Below are 14,281 nucleotides of genomic sequence, written 5' to 3' on the forward strand. Positions count from 1 at the left end.
TATGGAGAAATGCACAACATTTATATGGCACTGTAGAAATTGTCTCCTTTATGTACTGAAGATAGAAGACGATGAATAACTCCATTTCATCCCATCACAGAATCTTCTGATCCCCATAACATCCGTTATTCTTAATGTTTTACTGCCTGTCGGTAAAGGGCCTGAATGCGACAGACCTGAGAACAACTGTAACCTGTAGCATCAGCTGTTTCGCGGATACTCAGTTTCTTAACCTGCCGGTAGTACATAACTTTCTGATGCCGCTCATGATCGGCCTGCTTCCCCCGATATTTACCCAGTGTATGCGCCCGTTCAATACCTTGTTTTTGTCGCTGGCGGCGACTCAGCCAGTCCTTATGCGACATCGCGGCCATCAGATCGATAAGCATATTGTTGATGGCGGTTATCACGGCGCGGGTGACAGGGTCTGCCTGCGAAGGGTCTTTATCTGACAGCGCCTGCCATGAGGTGGGCACATCCAGGCTCACAATCCGCAGCTCGTGTTGCTCGATCTGCTTTTTCAGCGTCATCCAGTCGCTGTTGCTCAGACGGGTCAGGCGGTCTATCTGCTCGACCAGCAGAATATCATTGTGGTGACTGTCCATCAGTAAGCGCCCCAGCTCAGGGCGATCAAGTTTTGTCCCGCTGATATTTTCCCTGTAATAACTGGCTATTTTATGCCCCCGCTCCTGAACAAACTGCTCCAGCATCTCTTTTGCCCGATCGGCGAACTGATCTTCCGTCGACGCCCTTAAATAAGCTCTGATGAACATTTTTCCACCACATTATCGCATTTAAGTTATTGCATTTAATATATCGCATATAGGTTATGTCATTCATTGTGTGCCGTCATGTTTTGGTTATGGCGTCAGGGTGTACCCTAATGCGATAACCATTTTTGTTAAAAAACCACATCGGATAATTTATGAGGGAAACTATATGGCAAGGAGGCAGATTCTTTCTCTGTCGGAAAGAGAAGCATTACTGGCATTACCGGACGATGAGTTAACACTGACCAGAATGGCGTATTTCAGTGAACATGATCTGGCACTCATCAGTGCCCACCGTAAACCCGCCAGCCGTTTTGGTTTTGCCGTCCTTCTTTGCTATCTGAAAAATGTCGGCTTTGCCCCGGATAAAAAAATCCCACCCTCTGATGCGCTGCTGAAGCATATCGCCAGCAGGCTAAAGCTTACCGGGGATCTCTGGCCTGCTTACCTTTCCGGCAGGGATACGACCCGGCGCGAGCATTTAACCGAACTCTACCGCTATCTTGGCGTAAAGGCGTTCACCGGCAAAATACAGCAGGACTGTATTACGCACCTGTTGTCGATGGCGACGCGCACCGATAAAGGCATTCTCCTGGCCGAAGAGTTACTGCTCTGGCTCCGGCAGAATAACGTGATAATCCCCGCGATTGATGTCGTAGAGCGTACCTGTGCGGAGGCCATGGCAGGCGGCGATAAAATCGTATTCCAGACCCTGAATGCCCCGTTAACTCAGGCTCACAGGGATGCTCTGGATCGTTTACTTGAGTCATCAGATAATCAGTCTTCCAGACTGACATGGCTTCTGCAACCGCCGGGTAAAATCAATGGTAAGAACGTGCTGCAACATCTTGATCGGCTCAGTAGCATTGAATCGCTGGCATTACCGGAAGGTATAGATCGTACCATTCACCAGAACCGGTTGCTGAAACTGGCGAGGGAAGGCCGAAAAATGAGCAGCCGGGATTTGACCCGATTTTCAGCAGTCCGGCGTCATGCCATCCTGGTGTGCGTGCTGGAAGAAGCCAGAGCCACACTGACAGATGAAGTAATTGAGCTGCATGAGCGCATGCTGAACAGTCTTTTCAGCAAAGCCAAAAGAACACAGACTGAGCGCCTTCAGCAGACCGGCAAGCTGATCCAGTCAAAACTGAGGCAGTACATCGATGTCGGTCAGGCACTGTCTGATGCGCGTGATTCCGGTGGTGATCCATGGCTCGCAATAGAAAACATACTCCCATGGCCGGAATTTGTCGCCAGTCTGGAGGAAACACGCCATCTCGCCAGAAAAAATAATTTTGACCCGCTGCATATTATTACTGAGAAATACAGCACATTACGGAAATATGCCCCGCGCATGTTGTCCACTTTACAGTTAGTCGCCACCCCGGCAGCGCAACCTCTGGCTGATGCGCTGGTTGTGATCAAGGATATGTACCGAAAGCAGTCACGTAAAGTTCCTGTGACAGCGCCGCTTGAGTTTGTCCCCGAAAGCTGGCGCAGGGTGGTAATTACACCTGCGGGTATTGACCGGCAGTACTATGAATTTTGTGCGCTCAGCGAGCTTAAGGGGGCGTTGCGCTCCGGGGACATCTGGGTTAAAGGTTCACGTCGCTACAAAAATTTTGATGATTACCTCATTCCCGAAAAGGACTTTGACAAACTCACTCCGGCGCTGCCGCTGACAGTATCTGCTGATTATAATGAGTACATTGACAGCCGTATGACCTTGCTCCAGTCCCGGCTTGAAGAGGTCAATGCCATGGCAGCCATCGGTGAACTGCCCGATGTGGAAATATCTGACAAGGGCGTAAAAGTCACCCCGCTGGATAACTGCGTTCCGGTGCAGGTTTCACCGCTGGCAGAGCTGGTTTACAGCATGCTACCGCGCCCTAAGATCACGGAAATTCTCGACGAGGTAAACAGCTGGACGACGTTTACCCGACATTTTTCGCATATAAAAAATGACATAACCCGTCCCGATACCCGCCTGCTTCTCACCACCATTCTTGCGGATGGCATCAATCTCGGCCTGACCAAAATGGCAGAAGCCTGCCCCGGGAGCACCAAATCATCACTCGAAGATATTCAGGCATGGTACATCCGCGACGAAACCTATTCAGCCGCCCTTGCAGAGCTGGTAAACGCGCAGGGGAAAAGGCCACTGGCGGCATTCTGGGGAGACGGGACAACATCATCATCAGATGGACAGAATTTCAGAACAGGTAGCTCAGGCCGCTACGCAGGGCAGGTTAATCCGAAATATGGGCAGGAGCCCGGACGTCAGTTTTATACCCATATTTCGGATCAATACAGCCCGTTTTACACCTGCATAATCAGTCGGGTCAGGGATTCAACCCATGTGCTCGATGGCTTGCTGTACCACGAAAGCGACCTGGAAATCAGGGAACATTACACCGATACCGCGGGTTTCACCGATCATGTCTTTGCCCTGATGCACCTGCTGGGATTTGCGTTCTGTCCGCGAATCAGGGACCTCCACGACAAGAAGCTGTTTATCAAAGGGAAAGCGGACCAGTACCCGGCGCTTCAGTCACTGATATCAACGACCAGCCTGAATCTGAAAGAGATCGAAATTCACTGGCGTGAAGTGCTGCGTCTGGCGACCTCGATAAAGCAGGGAACCGTGACGGCATCACTGATGCTGAAAAAGCTTGCCAGCTATCCCAAGCAAAACGGTCTGGCCAAAGCATTGAGGGAAATTGGCCGTATTGAACGAACGCTGTTTATGCTCGACTGGTTCCGCGATCCGGCACTTCGTCGGCGGGTACAGGCGGGACTGAATAAAGGAGAAGCCCGTAATGCGCTGGCGCGAGCGGTGTTTATGCACCGGCTGGGAGAAATCAGGGACAGAAAACCGGAAAATCAGAGCTACCGTGCCAGTGGGCTGACATTGCTGACGGCAGCTATCTCGCTGTGGAATACCGTCTATATGGAAAGAGCGGTCGATGCCCTGAAGCGTAAAGGGGTGAAGATCAACGAGCAACTGCTGTCGCATTTGTCCCCGCTGGGCTGGGAGCACATCAATCTGACAGGCGATTATATCTGGAAAAGCAACCGAGTACCGGCTTCCGGTAAGTTTCGTCGGCTGCGGCCAGCTAAAGTCGAAAGGTCAAAAAATAGCCTTAACGTACAATAATTTTCGATATCCAAACTGACCCCATAAAGACTGGCCGGAAACACTTGAAGAACACAGTATTAAGCTCAATGCCAGATATCCAGATAAAGCTGAGGTTATGGATTACTTATTGGCAGCAAGTCATGAGCCTCACGCCGACGTGGCCGATTTCAAAAAACGAATTATGGCTTTTGCTAACTGGCTTAACACAGAGTTTCATATCCAAAATAGCAGGCTATGTTAAAGCCTCTGTTGCTTCTGGCACTGAGCTGCCTGTCAGATTAGATTTGGCTCTGTGCCATAGGCGTGTCAGGTCAAATCTGAGCTAATACAGATGAAGTCCCGGCGGTCTGGATAGCGGGTTTTGCATGATCAGTCCTGTTTCACCGGCAAAGCCAGAAACTCTTGCGCCTTCGCGCAGGCATCTTCCCGATCATCCGCCAGGATTTTCGGGAACGGCATCATCTTCTTTAGTTTCGGGAACAGCACATTGAGGCTGGCACGTACTTCCGCATCGTTGGTCAGATAAACGTAGCCCGCGCACCAGTCACGCAGCTCGGTTTTATACTGCTTTACCCAGCCGCTGGCTTGTTTCTCCTCTTCGTTCGGTTCGCGATCGTGCCCGTGCCGCGCCGGTATCCAGACAAACACCACCCGCTGCTGCTGCTGCAGAAAATCGGTCAGGCCGTTTAGCAGGCGATTGGTTCTGTCCGGCATACCCAACTGCGGAAAGCGGATAAAAATGATCGGCCAGTGGCTGATATCAAAAATTTCGGCATCCGGCTCAGCACCGGTGTAAGCACTCTTATCACTCATGTTCTGTTTCCTTTTCTTCTACGGAACTGCGCAGTAATGCCATCACTGCTAGCAGCGCCAGCACACCGCACAAATAAAAGAGCGGCCAGCTTATCAGCGACACCATCTGCGCAAAGCCGATAGTGGCCAGGGTGCTGACAAAGCGCCCGACGCCATAATAAGTGGCGTAGTCGGTCGCGGGCTGTTCCCCACGCGACCAGCCTAGAATACGGGCGCTGAGCACAACATAAATTCCGCCGACCGCCGCGCCCATGGTTACCGCACCGGTTATTGCCAGCCACGGCAGTTCCAGCGAATAGCCCGCCACCATCGCCGCCAGGGCTAAGATCGCCAGCGCGGTAAACAGCCAGATTGCGCATGGCAAACCGAACCGGTGCATCAGCGGCGCGGCGATCCCAGCGGTAATCAGCATGGTGACCGGCCCCAGCGTGCCAACCACTCCGCCGATCACCTCCATCGACACCTGCATGTCGATCAGCATCAGGCGATTCAGCGCCGATAGCGGGAAGATGACGCAGCAGGTCAGGGTCAACAGCACCAGCCGCCTACATTGCAGCGGATTACGCAGCAGTCGCCGCAGGCTGGCTTTCTTTTGCGGTAATGCGGGCGGCGGAGCCGCTCCCGACTTCGTTTTGCTGACCAGCAACATTGGCACGATCAACAGCAGCAGACTGGCGGCATAGCACAGGAAGATAGTTGCCCAGCCAAAGCGCTGGAATAGTACCACAAACGCCCCGCCGCCGATCATCGCGCCGATGGACAGCGCCGCCAACTTGCAGGCTGCCGCACGCGGTCGCCAGGCACTTTCGATGCGCACCACCGCCAGGGCATCCAGCGCAATATCCATCGTCGCCATCGCGAAGGCGACAAAAAGCCCCATGGCAAACAGCAGGCGCAAGTCGGCCCCCTGCATCAGAGCGACTGCAGCCACTACCAGCGCTGAAGCCAGTGCATCGGCACTATCCACGCCAACTCCACCGCCAGAAATGGCGGCCGCCAGCGATCAACCAGCGGCGACCACAGAAACGCCATGCCCAGCGGCAGGTAAAGCGCATATAGCCAGCCTACTGCTCCCAGACTCATCCCCTGCGCTCGCATAATGGCCGGGAATCCCCCCTGGATTAGCCCCATGGTCATACCGAAGCCGATATACAGCGCGCTGATTGCCAGCAGTACCGCCAGCTGTCCGCTGCCGGCGGGTGATCGACACGTATGTTGTTCCATTACCGTCAACGGCCTCACCAGCGATAGTTCACAGACAGGTTCACCACACGTTCGTTGCCGTAGTTACAGAAGTTGTTGGACAGGCAGGTGACATAGCTTTTATCAAACAGATTGTTGACGCTCAGGCGAGTACTTAAACCGCTGAGGTTGCCAAACCGCTTGCCGAAGTCGTAGCCGATCGCCGTATCAAACACCGCGTAGCCCGGCGCATCTAGGCGAACGGCACTGGTGCTATAGACGTTCGGTGAATAGCCCCCCACCGTTTCTCCCACGTAGCGCCCACCGCTGCCGACGGTCAGCCCCTGCATCAGACCACTGCGGAAGGTGTAATCGGCCCACAGCGAGGCGGTGTAATCCGGGATACCGATTGGCCGCTGACCGGCATCAGCCGCCAGGCTCTTGGTGACTTCTGCTCTGGTATAGGTGAAGGCGCCAGTCACATTAATGTTATCGCTGACCGCTATTTTGGTTTCAAACTCCAGCCCGCGCGAGCGCTGTTCCCCGGTCTGATACGAGGTCAGCGCGTTAGCGTAGGTCACCACATTCTTCTGAGTAATATCGAACCAGGCGAGGGTAAACAGCGCATCCAGACCGGGTGGCTGAAACTTCACACCAACCTCATGCTGTTGTGCGGTATTGGGCTTAAAAGCGTTACCGTTTTTGTCGGTGCCAGTCACCGGCAAAAATGAGGTGGAATAGCTGACGTACGGCGCAACGCCGTTATCGAAGTTGTAAATCAGGCCGATCTTGCCACTTACTGCTTCATCATCCTGAACGCTGTGCGAGGCGCTGAGATAGTTATCGATACGGGTGCGCATGGTGTCGTAGCGCCCTCCCGCCACCAGAGTCCAGTTATCCAGCTCGATTTGATCCTGCAGATAATACCCGGCTTGGGTGATGTGCTGTTTCTGATTGGTGATCCGAGACAGCGCCAGGTTGGTCGCTACACCGTAAACCGGATTGAGATAATCAATAGACGGTGCCGCACCGTAGTCGCGGATCTGCCGCCATGAGGACTCCTGATAGTCGAATCCGGTAATGGTGGTATGTGAAAAGCGCCCGGTATCAAATTCCGCCTGTAGTTGCAGATCGGACGTTATCCCCCGCAGAGATTCATCAGTGCCCAGCGCATAGCGGGAAATAGTATGCCCGTCGGTGGCCAGCGCAGAAGTCACGACGCTTTTGGTCACTGTGGTCAGATCGAGGTAACGTAGATTATGGCGCACCGTCCATGTGTCGTTAAAACGGTGTTCAAACTGATAGCCCACCGCCGTTTGTGTGCGGCTGAACTCATCATATTCCGGATCGCCATCGTTAAAATTACGGGCGATCTGCCCAGCCGGACTGGACCACAGGCTGCCAACCGTCGGTATAACCCCGTAGTAGCCCCCTTCTGGATCGCGCTGATAGCTCATACTGAGGGTAAAAGACGTATTGACATCGGGTATCCAGGTCAGCGACGGCGCAACGAAAAGCCGCTCTTCTTTAGTGTTAACCACCTGGGTATTCGATTGCCGGCCAAGGGCAATCACCCGGTACAGGAGGGAATTATCGTCGACCAGCGGCCCGGTGGAATCGAGCCCCAACTGCATGCGCTTGTGGCTGCCGTAGAGGAACTCTACCGAGTTCTGCGCTTCGCTGGATGGCGCTTTAGATACCGCATTAACCAGCCCGCCGGGATTCACTCCACCGTACAGTGTCGAGGAAGGCCCCTTGAGAAACTCAATGCGCTCAATGCCGAAGGTTTCAATCTGCGGAATCACGTAGCCGCCCCCGCGCAGCAGACGCAGTCCATCAAGATACTGGTTGCTATCGGTAGGCGATCCAAAGCCACGAATATAGGGCAGATCGTAGCGTGATGCCGATCCGCGCACTTCCGCCGAGACCCCAGCTGAATAGCGAAGCGTCTGGGTCAGGTTCTGTGCCCCCTGCATATCCACTTGATCGCGGGTGATCACGCTAACCGACTGCGGGTTTTTCATCAGCGGCGTGTTGGTTTTTGTCCCCGCGGTGCTGTTGCTGGCAACATAGCCGTTCACCGGCCCGAGCCTGCCGTTAGCCGAGGCTATGACAACTATGGTACTGGCATCAGCAGCCAGCTCCGGCGGCAGCCGATAAATCTGTACGGTACTGTCGTTGCTGAAGGAGTAACCCATCCCGGTGCCGCTCAGCAGAATGGTCAGCGCCTGCTTAACACTCATCCGGCCCTGCACCGGCCTGCCTGTCCCTTCAATCGCCGTGTCTTCAGGGAACACCACGGAAAGACCGGCAATCCTGCCAATCTCATTGACGGCCTGGGTGAGCGGCTTTGCTGGAATAGTAAAACTAAACTGCTGAACCTGAGGTTGCTGTACGGCGGACACCGCCGTACCCGTTGCACCGGTACCTGCCAGCAGTGCAGAGGCTAATACATAGCCAGCGCGACGAACTTTCTTGTTGTTCATTAAAGTGCCCTATATCCGATAAGACGATCGCAATTAAACGGAAATGATATTTATTATCACTACGATCACGCATCAGCAGGTGCACCACTGAACCTGAAAACGAAAATTTTTTTACGGAAAAATCATAAACAACTATAAATCAAGCTTATGGCGTGATTATCACCAGATAACTGGTCACTTTCCGCATGCGAAAGCCGATGCTGGCCTGTAACGAGTCCAGCGCTTTGTCGGTGTCGGCAAGGGATAAACTGCCGGTGACCCGCTGATTCGCCAGCGCAGAATATGGAATCACCACCCGGCCCGGTCGATAGCGCTCCAACTCGCGCATCACATCTCCCAGTCGCGCGCGATAGAAAATATAGCGACCACCGTGCCACGCCATTGCATCCTCAACGTTTACACTGGCCGGGGCAGAAACCCCGTTCGGGCTGAACGCCACCTGTTGCCCGGGTTTAATCATCGTTGGCTGCGGCTGGCCTTTGCTGCTGACGGCTACGCTACCGCGCGCCAGCGTCACCACACCACTGTTCTCCTGCAGGCGCACGTCAAACTGCGTACCCAGTACACGAACGCTGCCCGCGTGGGTATCAACAATAAACGGAGTTTTTGAAGGAACCACATCAAAAAAAGCCCCGCCACGCAGCAGATGAATACGGCGAGCGAACGGGGTGAAATCGACGCCGAAGGCACTATCGGCATCCAACAGCACTTTCGAACCGTCGGCCAGCAGAACCTCGCGCCGCTCACCTTTTGCCGCCACCTGATCGGCAGATAAATTCTGTATCCACGATGGATTTTTCAGCCACAGACCAGTCAGCATCACCAGCATCATGCACAACGCAATGGCCGAGCTAACGCGGCGACGTGTCGCCTTTCGCGTCCGGTTTTTGCCCATCTCCGCCAGATAGCCGGACAGCACATTTGCCTCTTTTTCTGCCAGTTGCTGACCCGGTGCAGCGCTGTCTTGCCAGGCTGACTCAATCGTCTGCCAGGCTTCTTCGTGCGCCGGATGCGCATCACGCCACTTACCGCAGGCGGCCTTCTGACGACGCGACGGAGAGTTTTGCATAGCCAGAAACAAACGACGTGCTTTTGCACGGACTGTAGCATCACCAGAAATCGATTTAATCGACATTTTTCACTCCATTCGCGGATGCGACTTCACATGCGGAAACTGCTCGTGCCATATGCTTTGCCACCGCGCGAGATGATATCCCCATAACACAGGCGATGTCAGAAAAACTGCGGCCGTGAACACGGTTCAGAAGAAAGATATGGCGTGTTTTTTCCGGCAGAGAACCCAGCACCTCTTCGATATGGCGGAAATTCTGCTCGGCGGTAAGGATCTCCTGCGGCGACAGGGGAGGCTCGAAAAACGGGTCTGACAGCACGCCCTTCAAATACGCTTCGCGGGTTTTCTCGGCGCGCAGATGATCGATGGCGGCGTTGCGCGCGCAGCGGCTTAAATAGGCAGCAGAATCTCCTTTCCACTCTACGGCTTTTTCCCACAACCGCAGAAAAATGTCCTGCACCAGATCGCTGGCCGTGCTGCGACAGCCCACTTTGCGGTCTATCTGACGCTCCAGTCGTTTACGTTCGGAAAGATATAATGCTGTGAGATCCTTGCCTTTATCGGCCATAAGATCGAGTCCCGGAAGGTAAAACATCAAATGTACTGAAATACACAACGATCCTGTGTCATCAGTCTTCGCCGCTGGTCTGTTGATCGGGGATTATTATTCAGCTTTTAGGATATTTCTAGTAAGAAATGGTTTTGTTGAATAAATCAGACTCAGGGCGAGCGTATCTGAACTGGACTGACCCCGCTCCGGTTGACCATTTCCGGGTAGCTGCACTGCAGGCCAACTACCCGGGAGGTGGCACTTCAGGCCCCGACTTTTTTAGGAGCAATGCTTTAACGGCAGGCCTTTAACCAAATAATTTACCTTTCAGCAGATTAAGCCCTGCGGAAACCAGATCACCCTGAGCCGCCGTTTCGCCCTGTGGCGAGAGACCATCGACGATTTTTGGCAGGTATTCAGAAATCAGTGCCGAAGCAGTTTGCGGATCGATGCCCAGTTTCGCCCCGAGCTCCTGAAGTGCAGGCGAACCGAATACCGAGGTGATCTGCTCGCTGCTCACCGGGATGTTACTCTGCTGGCTAATCCATGATTCGACGATTTCACCTAAGCCGCCATTGCGGAATTTTTCCATTATGCCCTGAATCCCGCCCTGCTGCTCAATCCAGGTCATGATCGTCTGAAGCTGTTCAGCTTTACCTGGCTGCCCGTCAGACATGCCGCCAATTATCTCTAATAACCCCATTACAGACTCCTTAAAAATATTGCTGATACACCCGGATTCACGGCTTACCTGCAGGAATAATCAGCACCTGCCCCGGATAGATTTTATCGGGATGTGTCAGCATCGGTTTATTGGCTTCAAAAATATGCTGATAGTCACTGGCTGTGCCATACATTGCTTTCGCAATGGCGCTCAGGGTGTCACCGGATTTCACCGTGTAATAGCGGCTTTCTGCTCCGCTCTGCGTGACAGTAACGCTGTCATTGACCTGCCCGACCCCAGCCACGTTACCTACGGCCACCAGAATTTTTTCCTTATCTTCCTGTGAGCCGACATCGCCGGTTACCGTCGCGCTACCATCTTCCGCCACAGCAATACTGACGTTCTCAGCTCCGGGAAGGTTAAGACTACCAATATGTTTTTTCAGCTTTTCAGCCTGATCTTCCTTACTTCCGCCAGAAACGGCATCCAGAATTTTCTCGCCCGCCTCTTTCACAAAACTTAATAATCCCATTTTTCATTGCCTCTGTTACTGTTCATGATGAATATCTTAATCATGAACCGGTAAAAATAGCGTATAAATGCCAGGTATCTGAGGAAGCGGCAATTTCCGACGTCTGAGCAGTTGCATCTGTAATGTCGCAAAATACACACCAGACTGCTGCAGGCAAAATCATCCGCCAGTATCGGCCGGCGGCTTCCGGGCAGTAAATTATGTTATCCGGTTACTTTCTTTTTAAGTGATTCAGCCCCTTCCTTGGTTTTGTTCCATCCCTTCTCAGCCCCTTCTTTGGTTGTATCCCAGCCTTTTTCGGTGCCCTCTTTGGTTTTATGCCAGGCTTTCTGGGTACCTTCGCTGATTTTGCTGCCGGTGCTGTTGCTTTCTCCTTCCGCAGCATGTTTTGCTTTCAGTTTCAGCTCTTCACCTTCATTCTGCGCCTGATGCAGTTTCTCCTTTGCGGTGTTCGCGCTCTCGTTTGCTGTGGCGACCGTTTTGTCAGTAGCATGGGTGGTAGTGGCGAGCACTGGAGTGGCCAGCAGAAATGCAGAGAATGCGATGGCTGTCTTTTTCATACAAAATCCTCGTTAAGGTTATAAGTCCTGACTTCACAGACAAGCGTGGCATGTAAATTAAAAAATGCTTTAAGAATTCGCCTTAAATACAGTCATCAGTGACCGATATCGGGCGTTATGCTGGGGTTTGAAGGCTAGGGTCGGAAGGACAACGGAACGAAAACGTACGTTAGTGAAGTAACTATCTGATATATAGAAATATATTAGACAAAAAGAAAAAACCTTAAAACGGTGTATTTTTAATCGAAAAATGGCATTTATCGGACACTATTGTCTTCGAATCGATTTTTCAGACAGATGCTTATCTCTTACCGTTCGTTTTCGTACGGTAAGTGTTCCCCGGCAGCGACGGAAGATACTTGCTCTTATAAAATAAGCTGGCTGTGATAAAGTGTGAGGCCAGATACATCAGCAATGGACTTAAATGACATGTCCCGCAATCCAGGATATCACGGAAAATCCGGGCTGAAACCGCGCACGGTTCAGGAACTGGTCAACACGCTGAGCGAAAGTGAACTCCTCGCGCTGAATCAGTGTGTTGTGGAGCGCCTTCGGATACTGCAACAGCAGCGTGCCCAGCAGAACATGACTCAGTTTCGGCTGGGGGACGTTGTGAGTTTCATCGACAATGACGGCAGGGAAATCGCCGGCGTTATTATCCGCCTCAATAAAAAAACGGTCTCTGTACACTCTGAAACAGGTGGCCGGTGGACGGTATCACCACATTTTCTGACGCTAATCAAACGCCCTGCTATCAATGAGGGAGCGCCGCCGGAAGCATCTTTTATCTGTGATATACCGGACCCGCTTAACAAACAGACGCACTGAAAACCGGCACAGAATCAGACCCGTCAGTCCGCCTGTGAAGTCATGGCTTCGTTAATCATATCCATCGTAAACCCGCGACTCTGAAGATACCGCATCTGTCGTATTTTCTCGTTAACGTCTGCGGGCTGCTCATCACCGAATTTTTTTGTCCGGCTGTCAGAGGCCATCTGGAACCAGTCAACACCGCTGTCGCTGATGGCTTTATCCGCGACATCCTGTTCTATGCCCTTCTGCCGAAGCTCCAGTCTGATCCGGAGCGGACCATACTGTTTTCGCAGCAGACGTGAGACCATATTTTCCGCCATCCGCTGGTCGTTAAGATAGTTGTTGTCACCAAGGCGGACAATAACCTCTTCAACCGTCATTCCGTCATCTGACAAATGGTGCAAGGCCCTGCGCATTCCGTTGTTGCTGTAGTCCTTGCGCGAAAGAAGACTGACAGCATGTTGATAGAGTTCTTCGGATCTCATCAGGTCCCCCTCATCTATTTTTTCTCATTATCAGGGATTGCGCTCAAGGAGTGAAGTCATTGAGTTTGATGAGGAGTGGTAACACTTAGGTGGTCGTTTTAATTGTGGTATCGCTAATGTGGTCACATTGATATGTTCAGGCGCCGAAATGTAAGGTAACTCAGAGGTATGCATGAACGTGACTAGATGGTACGGCCGACAGGCTTGTCCTGCATCGGATAGGTGTCCATATAAGCTATTTAAAAACCGCCAGAATAATTAGAAAGCCCATCTCTGTTCTAAAAGTCAGAGATACATTCAAAGGTTAACAGATACAAATGTTAACTATATGTTGCATGCAACAGCGAAAAGCCCATAACGTCAGCAGTATTTCGTATGGTAACCACCCGATGATTGAGCGTTTTCAGGCCGCGAAAGTTCACATCCGTTGGAGTAATCCGCAATCACTCGATCAATTTTACATATTTTTTTTTGAGTTTCTTGACATATCCGCTAGGCCTTATTGGGCGTCGATTTCGTATTTATTATGCTTCCGCAACCTCAAATTAGCGTCAAAATCAACTCTTGTACTCAAAAGAATCCTTCTTAGAATATTGCCTATGTAGTTGGCAGATAGATTTAAGCAACTACATGTATTGCCCATGCCCAATTTATAGGCATAAAAAAACCGGGTTCATTTTCACGAATCCGGCTTATGAAGCATGACGACCATGAGTTTGCAGACTCATAACGATTGTTAGCCTCACCATCATTTTTGTCGACTTGATTGTGCCAGGCTTGGTTGGTCATGTAAACCCTTGAGTTAATGTTTATTAAGGACTAACACATGGCAATATGTAAACAAGCACACCGTTACAACTCTCGTTTCATCAGCTTACCGCATGATCAAGGCGGCGACGGTCGCCATAAATGTTGTGGATGCGCTTATGATCAAGGTTATCGGGCAGGTTTAGCCCGCTCAGGGCAAGTTTGGGTAGACTTGGCGATCCTCCCTGATAGCCAGGCTGGAACTGTTCGTCATAAAAGCCCTCAAGCCGCATTTGCTGATGGTTATCGTGATGGCGTTCGTGATTCCTACCGTCAGGCTGCTTAATGTTGACTAAAGGGGCTTAACGCCCCTTCCTTTTTTAAGGAATAGAAATGGATAAATGTTACCAGGTGTTCGTAAGTTCAACTTTTACTGATTTAGAAGAAGAACGGAAACTCGTTTAGACG

At 51.9% G+C, this 14,281-nt stretch carries 14 protein-coding genes; 3 read left to right on the top strand and 11 right to left on the bottom strand.

The window, feature by feature from the left end; genetic code table 11:
* Positions 1-131 precede the first annotated feature (131 nt).
* Positions 132-773 (bottom strand): recombinase family protein, encoded by a 642-nt coding sequence (locus ABOC21_RS00485; RefSeq protein WP_426811778.1) that lies wholly within the window; start codon positions 771-773, stop codon positions 132-134.
* Positions 774-939: 166 nt separating this feature from the next.
* Here ABOC21_RS00485 and ABOC21_RS00490 point away from each other — a divergent pair, with 166 nt between their 5' ends.
* The gene (locus ABOC21_RS00490; RefSeq protein WP_426811779.1) at positions 940-3,927 is read left to right on the top strand and encodes a Tn3 family transposase; all 2,988 of its coding nucleotides are present in this window, start codon (positions 940-942) and stop codon (positions 3,925-3,927) included.
* Between the two features lie 351 nt (positions 3,928-4,278).
* Here the strand turns inward: ABOC21_RS00490 and ABOC21_RS00495 are convergent, their stop codons facing one another.
* From ABOC21_RS00495 to ABOC21_RS00535, 9 genes are all read right to left on the bottom strand, one after another.
* Positions 4,279-4,722: a hypothetical protein gene (locus ABOC21_RS00495; RefSeq protein WP_426811780.1), complete on the bottom strand. Its 444-nt coding sequence runs from the start codon at positions 4,720-4,722 to the stop codon at positions 4,279-4,281.
* Complete coding sequence (locus tag ABOC21_RS00500; protein WP_426811781.1) at positions 4,715-5,689, bottom strand: MFS transporter; 975 nt, start codon at positions 5,687-5,689, stop codon at positions 4,715-4,717. Before ABOC21_RS00500 ends, ABOC21_RS00495 begins: the two co-directional genes overlap by 8 nt.
* On the bottom strand, positions 5,653-5,946 hold the full coding sequence (locus ABOC21_RS00505; RefSeq protein WP_426811782.1) for a hypothetical protein: 294 nt from the start codon (positions 5,944-5,946) through the stop codon (positions 5,653-5,655). The genes ABOC21_RS00500 and ABOC21_RS00505 overlap by 37 nt, the downstream gene beginning before the upstream one ends.
* Positions 5,947-5,960: 14 nt before the next feature.
* A complete protein-coding gene (locus ABOC21_RS00510; RefSeq protein WP_426811783.1) occupies positions 5,961-8,390 on the bottom strand; it encodes a TonB-dependent siderophore receptor in 2,430 nt (809 codons plus the stop codon).
* Positions 8,391-8,535: 145 nt separating this feature from the next.
* Positions 8,536-9,525 carry a FecR family protein gene (locus tag ABOC21_RS00515; protein ID WP_426811784.1) on the bottom strand — a complete coding sequence of 330 codons (990 nt, stop codon included), beginning with the start codon at positions 9,523-9,525 and terminating at the stop codon, positions 8,536-8,538.
* Complete coding sequence (locus tag ABOC21_RS00520; protein WP_426811785.1) at positions 9,515-10,030, bottom strand: RNA polymerase sigma factor; 516 nt, start codon at positions 10,028-10,030, stop codon at positions 9,515-9,517. Before ABOC21_RS00520 ends, ABOC21_RS00515 begins: the two co-directional genes overlap by 11 nt.
* A gap of 289 nt (positions 10,031-10,319) precedes the next feature.
* Complete coding sequence (locus ABOC21_RS00525; RefSeq protein WP_426811834.1) at positions 10,320-10,742, bottom strand: YidB family protein; 423 nt, start codon at positions 10,740-10,742, stop codon at positions 10,320-10,322.
* 10 nt (positions 10,743-10,752) lie between these two features.
* On the bottom strand, positions 10,753-11,208 hold the full coding sequence (gene lysM, locus ABOC21_RS00530; protein WP_426811786.1) for a peptidoglycan-binding protein LysM: 456 nt from the start codon (positions 11,206-11,208) through the stop codon (positions 10,753-10,755).
* Positions 11,209-11,411: 203 nt separating this feature from the next.
* Complete coding sequence (locus ABOC21_RS00535; RefSeq protein ID WP_426811787.1) at positions 11,412-11,768, bottom strand: hypothetical protein; 357 nt, start codon at positions 11,766-11,768, stop codon at positions 11,412-11,414.
* 414 nt (positions 11,769-12,182) lie between these two features.
* Between ABOC21_RS00535 and ABOC21_RS00540 the strand changes: the two genes are divergently transcribed.
* On the top strand, positions 12,183-12,596 hold the full coding sequence (locus tag ABOC21_RS00540; protein WP_426811788.1) for a hypothetical protein: 414 nt from the start codon (positions 12,183-12,185) through the stop codon (positions 12,594-12,596).
* Positions 12,597-12,619: 23 nt separating this feature from the next.
* On the opposite strand, the gene ABOC21_RS00545 is transcribed toward ABOC21_RS00540, so the two are convergent.
* Complete coding sequence (locus ABOC21_RS00545; RefSeq protein WP_426811789.1) at positions 12,620-13,066, bottom strand: regulatory protein RecX; 447 nt, start codon at positions 13,064-13,066, stop codon at positions 12,620-12,622.
* Between the two features lie 826 nt (positions 13,067-13,892).
* On the opposite strand from ABOC21_RS00545, the gene ABOC21_RS00550 reads away from it, so the two are divergent.
* The gene (locus ABOC21_RS00550; protein WP_426811790.1) at positions 13,893-14,159 is read left to right on the top strand and encodes a hypothetical protein; all 267 of its coding nucleotides are present in this window, start codon (positions 13,893-13,895) and stop codon (positions 14,157-14,159) included.
* Positions 14,160-14,281: the final 122 nt, after the last annotated feature.

The organism is Klebsiella sp. WOUb02, from assembly GCF_050058015.1.
Classification (GTDB): domain Bacteria; phylum Pseudomonadota; class Gammaproteobacteria; order Enterobacterales; family Enterobacteriaceae; genus Klebsiella.